Source organism: Streptococcus mitis (assembly GCF_003944325.1).
In the GTDB taxonomy this organism is placed as follows: domain Bacteria; phylum Bacillota; class Bacilli; order Lactobacillales; family Streptococcaceae; genus Streptococcus; species Streptococcus mitis_CW.
The window spans coordinates 11420-28217 of the sequence record NZ_RJPX01000018.1 but is presented as its reverse complement, the minus strand read 5'-3'; the positions used below and the strand labels follow the sequence as shown (position 1 = coordinate 28217).

The 16798-nt window shown below is 40.4% G+C and carries 18 protein-coding genes and 1 pseudogene; all 19 read right to left on the bottom strand.

What is annotated here, in order from left to right:
- Positions 1-90: 90 nt before the first annotated feature.
- The 19 genes and pseudogenes from tkt to D8787_RS06325 all read right to left on the bottom strand — a co-directional run bounded on the left by tkt (position 91) and on the right by D8787_RS06325 (position 16699).
- Positions 91-2067, bottom strand: coding sequence for a transketolase (tkt, locus tag D8787_RS06415; protein WP_125421923.1), 1977 nt, complete (start codon positions 2065-2067; stop codon positions 91-93).
- A gap of 116 nt (positions 2068-2183) precedes the next feature.
- Positions 2184-2807 (bottom strand): ribonuclease P, encoded by a 624-nt coding sequence (locus D8787_RS06410; RefSeq protein WP_125421920.1) that lies wholly within the window; start codon positions 2805-2807, stop codon positions 2184-2186.
- Between the two features lie 50 nt (positions 2808-2857).
- Positions 2858-3847, bottom strand: coding sequence for an RNA-binding cell elongation regulator Jag/EloR (jag, locus tag D8787_RS06405; RefSeq protein ID WP_125421917.1), 990 nt, complete (start codon positions 3845-3847; stop codon positions 2858-2860).
- A 17-nt stretch (positions 3848-3864) separates the two neighbouring features.
- Entirely contained in the window at positions 3865-4689 is an 825-nt protein-coding gene (locus tag D8787_RS06400; RefSeq protein WP_221765913.1) for a membrane protein insertase YidC, read from the bottom strand.
- Positions 4664-5035 (bottom strand): ribonuclease P protein component, encoded by a 372-nt coding sequence (gene rnpA / locus D8787_RS06395; protein WP_000739243.1) that lies wholly within the window; start codon positions 5033-5035, stop codon positions 4664-4666. Before rnpA ends, D8787_RS06400 begins: the two co-directional genes overlap by 26 nt.
- A 149-nt stretch (positions 5036-5184) precedes the next feature.
- A complete protein-coding gene (locus tag D8787_RS06390; RefSeq protein WP_125421911.1) occupies positions 5185-6375 on the bottom strand; it encodes an acetate kinase in 1191 nt (396 codons plus the stop codon).
- 49 nt (positions 6376-6424) lie between these two features.
- Positions 6425-7378 carry a class I SAM-dependent methyltransferase gene (locus D8787_RS06385; RefSeq protein ID WP_125421908.1) on the bottom strand — a complete coding sequence of 318 codons (954 nt, stop codon included), beginning with the start codon at positions 7376-7378 and terminating at the stop codon, positions 6425-6427.
- Between the two features lie 60 nt (positions 7379-7438).
- Positions 7439-8026, bottom strand: coding sequence for a class I SAM-dependent methyltransferase (locus D8787_RS06380; protein WP_125421905.1), 588 nt, complete (start codon positions 8024-8026; stop codon positions 7439-7441).
- A gap of 32 nt (positions 8027-8058) precedes the next feature.
- The gene (comGG, locus tag D8787_RS06375; protein ID WP_125421902.1) at positions 8059-8472 is read right to left on the bottom strand and encodes a competence type IV pilus minor pilin ComGG; all 414 of its coding nucleotides are present in this window, start codon (positions 8470-8472) and stop codon (positions 8059-8061) included.
- On the bottom strand, positions 8450-8911 hold the full coding sequence (gene comGF, locus D8787_RS06370) for a competence type IV pilus minor pilin ComGF (protein ID WP_125421899.1): 462 nt from the start codon (positions 8909-8911) through the stop codon (positions 8450-8452). Before comGF ends, comGG begins: the two co-directional genes overlap by 23 nt.
- On the bottom strand, positions 8874-9176 hold the full coding sequence (comGE, locus tag D8787_RS06365; RefSeq protein ID WP_125421896.1) for a competence type IV pilus minor pilin ComGE: 303 nt from the start codon (positions 9174-9176) through the stop codon (positions 8874-8876). Before comGE ends, comGF begins: the two co-directional genes overlap by 38 nt.
- A complete protein-coding gene (gene comGD / locus D8787_RS06360) occupies positions 9139-9543 on the bottom strand; it encodes a competence type IV pilus minor pilin ComGD (protein WP_260471385.1) in 405 nt (134 codons plus the stop codon). Before comGD ends, comGE begins: the two co-directional genes overlap by 38 nt.
- Positions 9536-9862 carry a comG operon protein ComGC gene (gene comGC, locus D8787_RS06355; protein ID WP_125421889.1) on the bottom strand — a complete coding sequence of 109 codons (327 nt, stop codon included), beginning with the start codon at positions 9860-9862 and terminating at the stop codon, positions 9536-9538. Before comGC ends, comGD begins: the two co-directional genes overlap by 8 nt.
- A 1-nt stretch (position 9863) precedes the next feature.
- Positions 9864-10880 (bottom strand): competence type IV pilus assembly protein ComGB, encoded by a 1017-nt coding sequence (gene comGB, locus D8787_RS06350; protein WP_125421958.1) that lies wholly within the window; start codon positions 10878-10880, stop codon positions 9864-9866.
- Positions 10828-11769 (bottom strand): competence type IV pilus ATPase ComGA, encoded by a 942-nt coding sequence (gene comGA / locus D8787_RS06345; RefSeq protein WP_125421885.1) that lies wholly within the window; start codon positions 11767-11769, stop codon positions 10828-10830. Before comGA ends, comGB begins: the two co-directional genes overlap by 53 nt.
- A gap of 75 nt (positions 11770-11844) precedes the next feature.
- Complete coding sequence (locus D8787_RS06340) at positions 11845-12210, bottom strand: DUF1033 family protein (protein ID WP_125421881.1); 366 nt, start codon at positions 12208-12210, stop codon at positions 11845-11847.
- A 150-nt stretch (positions 12211-12360) separates the two neighbouring features.
- Positions 12361-13418 (bottom strand): annotated as a pseudogene (locus D8787_RS06335) (zinc-dependent alcohol dehydrogenase family protein).
- A 160-nt stretch (positions 13419-13578) separates the two neighbouring features.
- Positions 13579-14730, bottom strand: coding sequence for an N-acetylglucosamine-6-phosphate deacetylase (gene nagA, locus D8787_RS06330; protein ID WP_001134550.1), 1152 nt, complete (start codon positions 14728-14730; stop codon positions 13579-13581).
- Positions 14731-14881: 151 nt separating this feature from the next.
- Positions 14882-16699 (bottom strand): acyltransferase family protein, encoded by a 1818-nt coding sequence (locus D8787_RS06325; protein WP_125421878.1) that lies wholly within the window; start codon positions 16697-16699, stop codon positions 14882-14884.
- Positions 16700-16798: the final 99 nt, after the last annotated feature.

Below are 16798 nucleotides of genomic sequence, written 5' to 3'. Positions count from 1 at the left end.
GACTACTATATCAAATTTCAGCTACTTTTACAAGATTGTACCTTGCTTTTCTGGTAAGAAAAACCAGAGCTTGCGCCCTGATTTTTAGGATTATTTCAAGTTTTGAACAACTTTTACAAGATTTTCTACAGTAAAGCCATATTCTGCCAATACTTTTGGTGCTGGGGCAGAGGCTCCGAAGGTATCAATACCTAGAACGGCACCATCAAGACCAACATATTTGTACCAGTTTTGAGTTACACCCATTTCGACTGCAACACGACGGCGGACTGCATTTGGAAGAATTTCTTCCTTGTATGCTGCATCTTGTTTATCAAAGACATCTGTAGATGGCATGCTGACTACGCGAACTTTTTCGCCTTGACTAGCCAATTCTTTAGCAGCTGAGACAGCAAGATTGACCTCTGAACCTGTCGCAATCAAGATGGTATCAAAATCTGCTGCAGTTTCATAGACAACATAGGCACCTTTTGCAACCTTGTCAAAGTCTGTTCCTTCTTCGACAGTCAAGTTTTGACGTGTCAAGACAAGGGCAGTTGGTGTTTTCTCACTTGTCACTGCAAGGTACCAAGCTGCTTGAGTTTCACGCGCATCTGCTGGACGGAAAACATTTAGATTTGGCATGGCACGAAGACCTGCTAGATGTTCAACTGGTTCATGCGTTGGACCATCTTCCCCGACTGCAATAGAATCGTGGGTAAAGACATAAGTCACAGGAAGTCCTTGCAAGGCTGACAAGCGGACAGCTGCCTTCACATAGTCAGAGAAAACGAAGAAAGTTCCACCGTATACACGAAGTCCACCGTGAAGAGCCATCCCGTTCAAGATAGTTCCCATTGCAAATTCACGAACACCAAACTGAATGTTACGGTTCAAGCGATTAGCATCGTCTTGAAGTCCATCTGTTTTAATGTAAGTCATGTTTGAGTGAGCTAGGTCAGCTGATCCACCCAAGAAAGTTGGCAATTTAGCAGCTACAACGTTCAAGGCATCTTGGCTTGAATTACGAGTTGCTTGAGAGAAACCATTTTCTAATGCTGGGAAGTCTGCTGGAGTCACTTCAACTGGATCACGTCCATCGATGATGGCTTCTACTTCTGCAGCCAATTCTGGATGCGCTTCTTTATAGTCAGCGACTAATTTTGTCCAAGCTTGATAAGCTGATGCGCCACGATCTGCAACATTTTCTTTGAAATCAGCATAAACTTGCTCTGGAATTTCAAATGGTTCATAGTCCCAACCGAGCGCTTGGCGAGTTGCTGCAGTTTCATCTGCTCCAAGAGGGGCACCGTGTACAGCATTAGTTCCCTGTTTGTTTGGAGAACCGTATCCAATCACGGTCTTCACTTCAATCAAAGATGGTTTGCCTGAAGCTTTAGCTGTTTCGATAGCAGCATAGATTGTTTCCAAGTCTGTTCCATCTTCAACCAAGGCTGTATGCCAACCATAAGCATTGTAACGGTCACGAACACTTTCTGTAAAGGAATCCTTTGTTTCACCATCCAAGTTGATGTCATTTGAATCATAAAGAACAACCAACTTATCCAGTTTTTGCAAACCTGCGTATGAAGCTGCCTCACTTGAGACACCTTCCATCAAGTCTCCGTCGCCACAGATAACATAAGTATAGTGGTCAAAGATATTGTAGCCTTCACGGTTATATTTGGCTGCCAAGAAACGCTCTGCCTGGGCAAAACCAGTGGCAGTTGAAATCCCTTGCCCTAGAGGACCTGTCGTAGCATCAATCCCTGCTGTATGGCCAAATTCTGGGTGACCTGGTGTTTTTGAACCCCATTGACGGAAGCTCTTGATCTCATCCATGCTGACATCTTCAAAACCAGAAAGGTGAAGAAGAGCATAAAGAAGCATTGAACCATGGCCTGCTGACAGAATAAAGCGGTCGCGGTTGATCCAGTTTGGTTGTGCTGGATTGATACGAAGTTGTTTTGTAAAGAGGCTATAAGCCATCGGAGCTGCTCCCATAACCACACCTGGGTGACCTGAGTTGGCTTTGTTGATAGCGTCAATACCTAGAAAACGAATTGCATTAACAGATAGATTTGACATAGAATTTCCTTTCTATTTGAGGTGATTATTGAATCACACATTCTATTTTACTATTATATGAAAAAATACATAGAATAGCAATTAAACAATTCGACGCTAGATAAGTCATCTATTTTCTACCCTCTAGTCGCCTGATAATAGGGAAGCAAGCGTTCATAAGCTTCTTCTAATTTTTCTAAAATCACTTCTAATGATTGATTTTCAATAAAAGAAACATCTGCTTTAACTAACACTTTGCGAACTTCCTGATTGGATAGTTTATTTCTTAAAATTTGACGGTTCTCCTCAGTAGCCTCCCACCGTTGACTTTGACCATCAGAGTAGGATAGATAATAAATCCCTTCTACCACTGGAACTTCTAGGACCTTGGCCTGCTTGCCTAGAGTTTGCTCATCCTTCTTGCGCTCGATAAAACTGACCTCTAAAGAAATACCAAAATCAGAAGGACTTCCATATAAACGTAAGGCCATCATAGGTTCTGTCACTTGTCCGTCTCTCTGTAAATAAACCCAAAAATGTGGTCGCAAACGCTGTGCCTGATTCATCCACTGACTAGTCTGTTGGAGTTGCCATTCTGGATGACTTGCTTGAAAGGTTTTGGCCAATTCTGTGAAAGCCTTTCGGGTCTCTTGACCTTTATGACGCAATTCCAGCATCTTCTCTCGCTCTTCTCCCGCTTTATCAGGATTACGGTACTGCAAACCTGCAAAATCTAAATAGTCTCTTATCTTATTCAACATCCGTTCAACCTCCTCTAACTAGCAAAAAATCAGGATAAACCTGATTTTACTTATTCTGTATCTACAACGACATATCGATTTGGCTCGTCACCTTCAGAGTAACTAGTCACACCATCCATACGTGAAATAATACGATGGATAATCTTGCGTTCGCTATTCGACATTGGATCTGTCTGATGACTTCGCCCTTCTTCTAAAACACGGGTCGCCAATTTTTGAGCATAGGTCTGCAAGACTTCTGCACGATGTTCAACGTAATCATTAACATTAATAGTAATGTAGAAAGTTCTTGAATAGCGGTTATAAAGATAATTTTGAGCCAATAGTTGCAAGGCCTTCAAAACTTTGCCATGGTAACCGATAATACGACCTGGTTCGTTAGTATCAATTTGTAAGTTGATGCTACGACGGTTGTAGTCATTTGAAATCGTCGCCTCAACGTCCATATCATCAATGATTGTTTGAACATACGTCGTTACTTCCGTAGCTACTTGTTCAATATCAAAGCTCGGTTCCACCTTTAAGCCCAAATCTTCTAATTCTTGACTTTCAGTTTCTTCAGCTTGAATCTCAACAATAGGAGTTTCTACTTCTTCCCCGAAACCAGCTTCTTCAAGTTGTAATTCATTTAAAATCTCAATATGCCCAGTTTCCTCTAAGATGGTGCTAGCGTGTTTATCATTTTTCAAGATTTCAGCCTTAACTTCATCAGAAACTCCTTGGCCTTCTTCTTCAATCTTTTTAATTGCTTCTACAACATGCCCCAAATCAACGGTCGCTTCACTGACTGTTTTAACTGGTTCATTTTGTTCATTAATTTCTTTAGGAACTCCCTTTACCGCCTGTTGATTTGCTTTAATGACAGTTGTTTCACTAATAGCTTCAATGTCAACCTGGGCTGGCTTTTTACCAAATAAACCAAGAAATCCATTTTTTTCACGAGAAATGACTTTGATATGAGCCTTCATTCTTGGAATATCTAACTCTTTCAATCCTTTCTGGATTGCTTCTTCAACAGTTGAACCTGTAAATACTACCATTACCAGATTCCTCCTTATTATTTCGTTTTCTGAGCCTTTTTCTTGGCTTTTCTTTTTCTATTTTCCAAATCTTTCTGTGCCTGTACTACGGCCTCGCGTTCTGCGATAATCTTGAATGGATTGTTCAAGAAATAAGTTTGCAAGACTTGATAGGCATTGGACACTGCCCAATAGAGCGCTACCCCGCTCGGAGCATAAACCCCAAAGACAAAGATCAAGACTGGAATCCCGTACATCATTGCAGTCGTAGCTCCATTACGCTCAGACAAGGCTTTATTGGACAACCAAGTACTTAAAAAGGTGAATACTGCTGCTAAAATCGGAAAAACAAGGGTTGTATCCACACCACCAAGGTTAATCCATAAGAAATGACCTGTCTTCAAAAAGTCAACTCTTGATAGAGCTTGGAACAGGGCCAAGATAAGCGGCATCTGAATCAAAATCGGCCAAAGAGAATCTGAATGTCTGACACCCATTTCTTTAAAAACTTTACGCATTTCCTGCTCTAGCTTGGTTCTACTTTCCATATCTCGGCCTGGATATTGTTCTCGAAGCGCCTTAATATGCGGTTGCGCTTCCTGAATTTTTCTAGACGCCACCATTTGAACTTGAAAGACTGGCAAAAGCAGTGTACGAATCAAGACCGTAAAGAGAATAATCCCCACTCCGATACTGATATCAAACGATAAAAAGCGAATGATTTCTGCAAAGAAGTAAACAAATTTACTCCAAAAATCAGCCGAATCGGCTGTAATATCACTAGTTGTCCCATTTGTTGCACAGGCTGTCATGATCAATAGAGACAGTCCTAGCAAACTAGTCAACTGTAGTTTCTTTTTCACTCCCATTTCCTTCCTGGTAAATCTTTGATAATTTTAATACGTGGAGTAGATTTTTCTCCATCTCTGCGTATTCCAAGGTTTCAACCCCTTTTCGAGCAATGACAACAAAGTCGACATCTTCTACCAGACTCCCTTTTGCATTCTGGATAATATGTCTAATTCGTCGCTTGATTTGATTTCTAGTGACTGCATTCCCCAGCTTTTTGCTAACTGATAGACCTACTCGAAAATGGTTTTTCTGGTTTTCTAATTGGTAGACAACAAATTTGCGATTGGCAAAACTTGTCCCCTCCTTGAAAATCGCCTTAAAATCTTTCTCTCTTTTTACACGAAAGTTTTTCTTCAAAACTCAACTCCATCTATTAAATTACTACTATTATACCATATTTTTCAAAAAAGCCAATCATAGCAAGGTTTTGAACAATTTCATCAGAAAAAGAAGCTGGAAAAATCACTTTTCCAACTCCTTATACGGAATATTTTTTCTAGTTTTACTTATTTTTTCAAACGTTCAACGTCACGGGCAATGACTAATTCCTCATCTGTTGGAATAACCAAGACACGGATTTTAGCTGCATCGCTTGAAATGTCTCCTGTCACGCCGAAGACGTTCTTTTCTGGGTCAACATCACAACCAAACCAAGAAATTCCTGAGATAACATCCTTACGTACATCGGTTGCATTTTCACCTACACCAGCTGTGAAGATAATAGCATCTGCTCCATTTAGGACTGCAAGGTACTGCCCAATATGTTTTTGGATACGGTCAATATAGATTTCATATGCTAAGGTAGCATCATGGTCTCCTTCTTTTTTAGCAGCAATCACATCACGCATATCACTAGACTTGCCTGAAACTCCCATGAGTCCTGACTCACGATTGAGAATATGGCTAATAGCTTCTGGAGTATTAAAGTCCTCTGTATATTGCATTAAATAAGGAATGATAGCTGGGTCAATATCCCCTGTACGAGTTCCCATCATCACACCGCCAAGTGGAGTGAAGCCCATTGAAGTATCGACAGATTGACCACCCTTAACAGCTGTAATAGAAGCACCATTACCGATATGGCAAGTAATTAACTTCAAGTCTTCTAATGGACGTCCCAAGAGTTTTGCAGCTTCTCCTGCTACAAACTGGTGACTTGTACCATGAGCACCGTATTTACGAACCTTGTTCTCTGTGTAGTATTTTGTTGGTAGAGGGTAGCGATAAGCTTTCTCTGGCATACTTGTGTGGAATGAAGTATCAAAAACAACTACGCTGGTAATGTCTGGCAACAATTCCTTAAAGGCACGAACACCTGCTGCATTGGCTGGATTGTGGAGAGGAGCCAACAAACTCAATTCTTCAATTTTTTCTAAAACATCACCCTCAACAACTGTTGATTCTTTGAAATATTCTCCACCTGCAACAACACGGTGTCCAACACCAGTAATCTCATCATAAGCCTTGATAATATCGAAACGAATCAAGTCATCCAATAAGATTTTAACGGCTTGTGTGTGATTTTCGATGTCTAAAATTTGTTGTTCAGAACGACCATCAAATTTAACAGTTGAAATTGAATCTTTCAAACCGATACGTTCAATCAAGCCTTTGGCTAACACTTTTTCCTCTGGCATTAAGTATAATTGCCATTTTAAACTTGAACTTCCTGCATTGATTGCAATTGTTTTTGTCATAACAAGACTCCTCTTTTAAGCGTTTTCATCTATTATAACAAAATCTATTTTATATTTCAGTACCTTGAGTCCATTTTTGAAAATTTTCTTTAAATTTCATTAGAACACTTGCGTCTTTCAAGCTAGCAAGTGGGTAAACAAAAGGTTCTACCGCTATTTCACTTTTCTTCTGTAAGATAACAATAGTCTTGGATTGTTTAGCATTAGCAAAGAGATTTTCAGGCAAACTAATCATGGCAACTAGATTAGCCTCCTCTTTCAACCAGCCTTTCAATAAATCACTTTGAGGACTGGTCAACAAATCACTCGGAGCTAGAAAAATAGCATATCCGTCTGATTTGAGGTACTTAAGTCCTTGTTCCATGAGCAAGTGATGGGCGTAGGTATGTTCTTGACTAGAGGCTACTTGATGGCGTGCTGCAACGGCATCATCAGGATAATAGCCAACAGGCAAGTCGCTGATGACCACATCGCTTTCTTTGAGCATTTGTGGACGAACGGCATCTCCTTGGACAAAGCCAGCCTGCAAACCAATCACATCTGCCATGCTAGCTGCCACATCAATCAGCAAATCATCTACTTCCATTCCCAAGTAATCCACCTTTTTAGCCAGCGAGGTCAAGAAAGTAGCGCCCAGAATTCCCATCCCAGAACCCATTTCGAGGATGGTAATTTCCTCCTCTTTAAACAACTCTTCCACAATAAACACTAAAAGTAAAGCAATGGCATCTGGTGTAAACTGGTGATTGGCCTGCAAGGGTTCTGTCTGCCCAGCCTTCATCAAGAGAAACTGGTAGGTCTTGAGCCATTCTTCTTTGCGTAACGCTAAACGCTTAAGGGCTTGATTGTTCTCCTTGACCTGATTTAGTTCAGTCTCACCATCCAAATAGATGCTGTTTTGCTCCACCAAGGCGTCATAAAAGTTGGTCGCCAAATCACTTTGGATGACTTGGACATTCTCTAGTAAATACGTATAAGCTTGTTCAATTTTTTCAAAATCCATATTCCTATCTTATCAAATTTCCCTGCTTTTTTCCATCCTTATAGAAAAATCACTCCCTTACTAGGCGAGTGATTTTTGAGCTACTGTTAAAAAGAGTTCTGAGTAATTTCCTTGAAACAGGTCTTCAGCGCTATAGAGAATCTGACTATGCACAGATGAAAAACTATGCTCAATTAGCTCTTTTTCCAGTTCAGCTAAATCAAATCCATGATGGTTGGTCTCCGTCTTGGTAAAATCAGCAATGAGGAGTTGTCCGTTTTCTCTCAGATGTTGATGAAACAGTGAGAGAGTCGCATCCAAATCAGACATATGATGAAGAACCCGACTAACAACAATGCAATCAAACTCTTGCTTCAAGGGATTTTCCAGTAAATCTTGCTCCAAAAACTGGATATTCTTGATGTCTTGCTGCTCCGCTTTTAAACGAGCTTGCTCCAGCATTTTCTCATAAATGTCTACAAGAGTGACAGACTTAGCCTGCTTGGCTAGGGGCAAGGCTAATAGACCCGTCCCTCCACCGAAATCCAGAATTTCTTTGTCTGATAGAAGCTCGATCTGTTTCTCGACCGCTTGACAAATCAAGTTTGCAAGAAATATGTTTTTAGGCGAATCGAAAGTTTCTGCCTTGTGATTAAAATCATGTTTCATGCTTTTAGTTTAGCACAAAGTAGCTTGATTGGCTAGAAATTCTCTTTCTTTTCAGGCTTCTCGTCTGATTTTTTCTTCTCCGCTTGATTACTTGAATCAGTCACTACCTTTTCCTTTTTATCTTTTATCTCTTCTTTGATTTTGACTGAAGGAAACAGAAACTCATATTGACTCTTAGGCGTACGAACCGTCGTCACCAAGCCAGTTTTCTTGTTTTGATAGCTTACCTGACCCAGATTAAAGGCAACTTCCCCACTTTCTTGCTCGGATTTATCCTTGGTTCGTTTAGCCATAGCAAAAGCGATTAACTTTTCTTTATTTAAAGCATAGTTTTGATGGTGGGCGACTTGTCGGTTCAAGTAAAATTGTAACAAAAGGCTAAAAATAGCTGCCATGGTGACTGCATAGAGGAGAACACCTGCCTTAACTTTTTTCTTTTTCCACACGATAGATAAACTCTCTTTCTAAGCCTTTTTGGAACTGGAAACGAAAGCGAATCAGTTGATTTTCCTCTGTAATCTGTGCTGATTTGAGTCCATAAACCATGGGCTGATAACCTCGTCCACTGGCATCGGTTTTTCGAAAATCGTCCGATTTAGACTTGCCTATCGCAATTTCCTTGCCATCCTGCTTCATATAGAGGCGATTGCCTTCTACTTTTTCGAACTGCGAACGGTCTAATTCTGCCTCCAGTTGATCCACAAACAAGAGCCACTCTTTTTGCTCGCTTTGTTGCTGGTAGCGAACTTCTGAAATGAGGAGCTGACTCATGGCTTGAAAGAGAAGTAAACTCCCACTGATGACAATGAGGGCAATCAGGGATTCTAACAAGGTAAAAGCCTTAACCTTATGGCCCTTTGAGAGCCAACAACTGTTCTGAACCATGATAAACCTCCAATCCCTTTTCACTAGAAAACACCTGAATCTCAACTCCGTTGATGTTCAACTGATTTTGACCTGTCTGCAAAGCCATCTTAGCTACACGCACAACTTCTTCTTTCTGCAAGATTCTTGCTTCTTCCTGCCTATTTTTCTGAATTTGTCCTAAAAGGAGAGTCGCAATGCTGGCAAAGATAGCTAAAGCGACTACTGCTTCTAGTAAAATTACTGCCCTAATTTTTTGTTTCCTTAATGCGTTTAATTTTTCCATTTCCTAGATATAATTGATAGCGAATCGTTCCTTTACTGGTCTGAAATTCAACCTTAGCCAGGGACGAATTGCCCCCAGATCGGTCAAATGTAATACTTTGTCCTGAGGGTGCCTGAATTCCTTTAGGAACTGTCAACTTTTGACTGCCATTACTGATCGTCTGCCCATCTAAGTTTAGACTAGTCTTTTGCTGACTGGCTATACTGCGTTTTTGGGTTTCCCGATAGAGTTCTTCAAACTCCATAAAGAAAATCTGCTCCTCTACCGCCGCAAAAGTGGACTGTACAGAGCCTGACAAGCCCAAGGCAAGGATACTCACAAGTCCCAAAACCAAGAGACTTTCCAGCATAGTAAAAGCCTTAATCATTGATTTTACGATTTGCTCCTCCATTTTTAGCATAGTATTCATTATAAGCTTTAGCCTGTTCTTCTGTGATGCGTCCATCTGCTTGTAACTTGCTTAGGCTAGCATCTTCATTTTTTTCCAAACTATAAAGCTCTGCCTGACTTTCTACCACCTTAACAACAGCAGCTTTTCCTTTGTCATTGACCGCCTCTTTTTGCTTAGTCAGATTAGGCACAAAAAGCAAGAGAAGCACGCTGATGATTAAAAGGACCACCAACATTTCTACCAGAGTGAAAGCTTTAACCTTAGCTTTTTTCAAGAATGTCATCATTTTTTTCATGTTAAAAATTTACCTCCATATTTTGATACATGGGCATTAGCATTGCCGCATAAAGTAAAACGATAATCAGAGCCACAAAAATAAAGACCAGTGGCTGCACCAGATTCATGGTACGATTGACTCGGGTAAAAAAGGCTTCCCAAGTTTTTTCGGCATAGATTTCCAACTCACTACCCAGCTTGGACTTGACTTCCCCATACTCGATGATGAGACTCAATTCCTTCCTAAAGAAAGGATAGGTTGCTATGGCTTGAGAAAATTCTTGACCATTTTGCAGGGCTTGAGCCAGATCTTGACCTATTTCTTTAAAGAGTTGGGAACCTTGTTCCTGCATGATCTGAAAAATCTGCGTCAACTCCATCCCCTGCGAAATCATATTCCCCCATTCACGCGCATAATAGGCTGTCAAATAGGTCTGCACAAAAATTCCAAAAAAGGGAAGGCGTGCTAAGATAGAAAAGATGCGCATCTTAGAACTTCTTTTATAAAAAGTGAGTGCTAAAAGGACACCTACTGAAACAAACCCTACCATTCCTAGAAAGATTTGTGGCAGATTGCCGATAATTTGGGTGGCAATATTGCTACTATCCAGTTGGGGTAATAGATAGTTACGGAGTCCCAGCATAATTAAGAGAAGAAAACCCAGCAAGATCAAGGGATAGGTCGCTACTTCAATTAACTTTTTCTTGACCTTAGCTAGATTGTCCAGATATTCTTCTATCTTTCCCAAACTCAGGTGGAGATTCCCATGAACTTCAGCTAGGGATAACTGAGTGACAATGGCACTTGAAAAGCCCAAACTTTCCATCATTTCTGAGAATGATTTCCCCTGAGACAAGCCCGCACGCATCTGGGTCACGCACTGCTTGTCCAACAAGGCACTCCTATCTAGAAAGGAGATAGTCTCCACCAGATGAAAACCACTGGAAAAGAGATTGTTAAACAGGGTGATGATATTTTTTTGCTTAGCTGTAGCTAATTTTTTCCGTTTCAGCCTGAAGACTTGTGATATGTCCATCTTTAAGAAGCTGGTCAATCTGTTCATTCCAGCTAGTCGGCTGGTGTTCTTGATAGTCTTTGTTTGCAAAATCAACGATTCCTCCTCCCCCGATTAATCTCTGGTAGCAGACACCTTGCAAAACGACTGCTAATTCCTCCTCACTCACACCCAACTCCAGCAGGCGCTCATAAACACCTCGAATACTCTTGGCGTGAATGGTTGAAAAGACTGTCGCCCCTGTCAAACTGGCTCTGACCACTGCACGCGCCGTCTCACTGTCCCGAATTTCTCCGATAATCAAGAGATCTGGTCGATGACGCAAGGAAAGTTTGATTAGATTTTCATAGGTTAGCCCAATCGCCTCATTCAACTGCAATTGGAGCATGTCGTCCTGCTTGATTTCGACTGGATCTTCAATGGACATGACTTGTTGTCCTTTGAAGAGGGACTTGGCCAATTCATGCATCAGGGTCGTCTTACCACTGCCGACTGGACCAGCAAAGAGATAGAGACCACGTTGCCTGTACTGCTTGCCCAATTCTTCAATATTCTGAAACCAAAAATGCAAATCCTGCTCCTCATCGTGCAACAAGCGAATAACTAAACTCTCATGCCCTCGATAATCGCCTACGGTAGATAAACGTAGGGACACCATCTTATCGCCATAGGCATAATCGCAGGAACCAAGCTGACTACGTCGTTTTTCTCCAACATTCATACCTGCCACAAACTTAAAGTGACTGATGACGGCCGCAAACTTTTCAAAATCATAACAACCGATTTTACAGCGCTCGTCTCCTACCCTCATATGAAGCTCATAGGCATCTAACTTAGGAACAAAATAAATATCCTGCGCCCCTTTTTTCCGAGCCGAACGAATGATTTCTTGTGCAATTTCTTGAACCATACTTACCTCCTCACCTATACTATTCGCAAAGATTTGGAAAAAATAAAAAAGCAACTCCAAAAAAGTTACTTTTCTCTATCTTAATTTCATACGGCAAGCACGGTGCCTTTCCTGACCTGTTTGTTTTTCATAGCCTGGGCGTAATTTTTCATCTGGGATAACCTGCTCATCCTGCAAGAGAGCCAAAGAATGGTATTGTTGTAAATACTCATCACATTCATCACACCAACGTTGGTCTTCTGGGTCCCAAAAAATGGTCATCAAGTCGCTTCTGCTTTTATAAAGAGGGGATTCTTGTTCCAATCTAAACCAACAAGTTTTGTAGTATTTGAGAGCATCATAATACTGGTCAAATTTCTTACTTGCTACAATATCTTCTTCCCAACCTTCTAAGAACCACCACGGCTCAAAATCTCCATACATTTCTATAACACGATACATATTCATTCATTCCTTTGTACCGTATATTATAACTAATTCCATTAAACAAGAAAAGAAATATGCTCATTTCTTAATTTTTCGATAAAAAATCCAGCCATCTGATGGATGACTGAATTTCTATTTACTTATATGATAAAAACTTTTTATTTCTTAAGCTTCTGAGATATCGTTTTCAATAATGACCTTAATGGCATGGTGGTCTGCTGCCTTACTGAAGACTTCATAGGCTTTTTCAATTTCACTTAGTTTGAAATAATGAGTTACCAATTTTTCTGGTTCAATCTTATGAGTTTCAAGAGCTTTCAACAACTGAGGTGTTGTATTTGTAGATACTAAACCAGTAGTGATATTGATATTGCGAATCCAAAGTCTATCCAACTCAAACTCAACTGGTTTACCGTGTACACCACAGTTAGCTACTGTTCCGTCTACACCGATGATCTTTTGACAGAAATCAAATGTTGCAGGAATCCCTACAGCTTCGATAGCAACATCTACACCACGTCCATCTGTCAAATCATAAATTTCTTTAATGGCTTTTTCAGGGTCTGAAGAATTAACCTTATGAGTTGCACCGAATGATAAAGCTGTTTCCAAGCGATTATCGTCTAAGTCCACCATAATCAATTTAGCTGGCGAATAGAATTGAGCTGTTAAAAGAGCAGCCAATCCAACTGGACCTGAACCAATAATGGCTACGCTACAACCAGGTTCTACTTTCCCTTTCAAGACACCAATCTCATAACCTGTTGGAAGAATGTCTGATAACATAACAAGGGCTTCATCTGATAAAGCTTCTGGTGTATGATATAGAGTATTGTCAGCATGAGGAACACGTAAGTACTCAGCCTGCGTACCATCAATCAAGTGACCAAAAATCCATCCTCCCTCATCCTCACAGTGAGCATAGATTCCTTTTTTACAGTAGTAGCATTTGCCACAGGAACAAACACAAGAAATCAAGACCTTGTCGCCTTTTTGAAGTTAGAAACACCTTCTCCAACTTCTTCAACAATCCCAATCCCTTCGTGACCAAGAATGGTACTACTTTGGCAAGCAGGAGCATCCCCTTTAATAATGTGAAGGTCTGTTCCACATATAGTTGTTTTAACGATACGCACGATAGCGTCTGTCGGCTTGCGAAGAACTGGTTTGTCTACATCAACAAAAGAAGCAAGTCCTGGCTTAACATAAGTATAGGCTTTCATAAAGCACTCCTCCGTTTTTTTATTTGTACTATTTACAATATAATTGTAAGCCTTTTCATTGTTTATTCAAGCTTTTTTGTGATATTTTTAACTTTTTATTTACCAGTAAATCAATATAGATAAAAAAGCAGAAGCTAGTCTCTAACTTCTGCCTTCTCTTTTATGCTTGGTAACGTTTCACACCATCTAGATAGGTTGCTACCAATTCCAAATCTTTGTCTAAAACAATAAAATCTGCATCATAACCTTCACGAATTTGTCCACAGACATCGTCAATATTAACAGATTTTGCTGGGTTAAGGCTAGCCATCATGACCGCTTCGTGTGGATTGGCAATACCCCACTCGACTACATTTCTCATACCATCTTTAAGTTTGAGGATAGAACCTGCCAAATTACCAGTAGATTTGAGACGTGCAGTTCCATTTGCTACTACAACAGGGAATTCTCCCAACATATAGTCACCGTCTTCAAGCCCACCAGCTGTCATACAGTCCGTAATAAGAGCGATGTTTTCTGTCCCCTTTTGCTTAAGTAAAATCTCACAAGCTTTTGGATCTACGTGATAACCATCACAAATCAATTCTGCGTAAGTATGTGGGAGCTCATACATAGCTCCTACCATACCTAGTTCGCGGTGTGTTAAACCACGCATCCCATTATAGGCATGTACCCATACACTAGCTCCAGCATCAACTGCCTTCTTAGCTTGTTCAAATGTCGCATCTGAGTGTCCAAGTGCAACTGTCACACCTTCACCTGTAATAGTACGTACAAAATCTTCCACCCCATCACGTTCTGGTGCAATAGCGATTTTATTTAGCATCCCTTTTGCAGCATCCTGCCAAGAATGAAACTCCTCAACACCCGGGTCTCTCATATAAGTTGGATTTTGTGCCCCCTTAAAAGTTTCTGTGAAATATGGACCTTCATAATAAATCCCACGAATCTTAGCACCTGTTGCTTCTTTATAATGGTTTCCAAGATTTTCAGTGACTGCAAGTAATTGCTCATAAGTGGCTGTTAAAGTTGTGGGCAAGAAACTGGTAACACCTGTACTAAGAAGTCCTTCACTCATAGTATGCAATGTACCTTCAATGTTGTTGTCCATCACATCTACACCTGCATATCCATGAATATGAGTATCCACAAGACCTGGTGCAATGCTATAACCAGTATAGTCAAGAACCTCTGCTCCTTCAGGAATTTGATCCACATGTTTCCCAAATTTGCCATCAACAAGTTCTAAGTACCCACCGCGACGAATGCCAAATGGATAGAAAAACTGATCCGCTTTAACGTAATTAGGCATAATAATGACCTCCTTAAAAGATTACTTTTGATATTTATTATGTCAATTACATTATAAACTTTTCTGATTCATTTGTAAATGGTATAGACCTGTTTTCTAGAGATATTTTAAAAGAGCTGGATTTCTCCAACTCTTTTCTTCTCATTATACATTATTTTGATTTGACTGGCTTGTCTTGAGCTGCTTGCAAGGCTGTAGCAATGGTATCTGCATACAATTTTGCTCCGGCTTCAATTTTGCTAGTGTCACTTCCGAAATGGACTTGGTCTGTTCCTGTCCAGATTTCTGGATGTTCCTTAGCAACTTGATTCCAATCTGCTATTGTGATGTAAGGTGTCTTCTCTGCCAATTCTCTCATATAGGCAGCAGCCTTCTCAACGATAGCGTAGGTCTCTTTTGTCTTATCTCCCTCATAAGGAGTCACCAAAACCATATGGTGGCCCTTAGGAAGATTTTTCACGATACTATCCCAGTCTTCCTTGTAATTTTCAGGATTATTTACCCCAGTCGCAATGACAACCATCTTAGGTAAAAATTTATTCTGGCTATTGTTGAGCATGATTTCATTGGCAGTCTTGGTTGTTCTGCTGACTTGTGCATTAATCTGTGCCCCAGGAAGAGCTGTCTGCAAAGCTGTGTTTGCCCTTAGAGCCACCGAGTCACCAATTAACATAGTGCCATCAGCAATTCCCAGACTGTTTGCATCTGCCCGCTCTGCCATTACCTTGGTCTGCCCAATATTTGTTGCAGCTTGCTTCAAACCATTGACAGTTAAATCTGTCTCAAATGCCCCAACTTGTGGTGCCAAGAAAGTCACTAAGAAGACAATGAAGGCTAAGATTCCTGTACCTGCTGCAAGGATTGTATGGATATAAGGCAGGGGACGAAGGGTTTGTATAATAGGTGTGTTCTTTCCTGCAATCCAAGGTTCCAACACATAAAATGACAGACTGGCAAATCCATAAGAAAAAATCAAAGTCAGTAAGACAGCAAGAAGATTTGATGTCAACTGTGAGAAAATGATATAGAAAGGCCAATGGAAGAGATAAACCGCATAGCTAGTATCTGCTAAAAAGCTAATCATCTTTGGCTCCTTTATATGAGGAGTCTTTTCGTGCAAGACACGCGCCGCCAGAATCATAGCAAGGGTTGCAAGACTGGCAAGCAAGAAGCCTATAAGATAGGCAAAAAGATAAGTGAATTTGACAAAGAAGGTCAAAAGAACTAAGAAAGCAAAGCCTCCTCCAAAAACTACCAGAGTCTTTCGTAAATCCCAGATTTTATCCAACTGCTTAACTAAAGAAGTTGTCTGACGAACGCCTACAATAGTTGCTAACACACTTCCCAAAAAGAATGGGTAGACATGAGTTAAACTGGAGAAGTAAACAGAGGAATAAGAGGTCACTAGAAAACTACCAATAAACATGGAGAAGAAGCTAATCAAAAAGGCAGCCGCAGACAAGAGAAAGACCATCCCTCTCAACTGACCATTTGATTTCGACTGCTTAGATAAGAACCAAACTGCCAATCCCCAAAGAATATAGTAGTGTACCTCAACAGCCAAGCTCCAATTATGAACAAACAAATGAGGAATGAACTGAGATTCATAACTTCCACCTGTTAGGAGTTCATAGAAGTTGGTCATAAAGCCTAAGACACCCGCAATCTGGCCACCAATTCCAGCCACATAATCTTGGCGAACTAGGAAGGTAAAGGGCATAGTCACCAAGACCATCAAAACCACAGGTGGCACAATCCGATAAAAACGTCTTCTAAAAAATCCTATCAAATCAATCTCATAGTTTTTAGAAAATTCTTCGATGAGTAGAGCCGTAATCAGAAATCCTGAAAATGTGAAAAAGACATCTACACCAAAGAATCCTCCAGGAAAGATGGTCTGAAAGAAATGATACAAGAGTACCAGTAGTAAACCTGTAATTCTAATCAAGGAAAACCATTTAATGCGCATACGAGTTTATTCTCCCTTTCATTATACACTTTATTCTATCAAAAAAAGAAGAAAAATCCTAAGAGAAAACTTAGGATTTTTAGCTTATATCCATTCCAT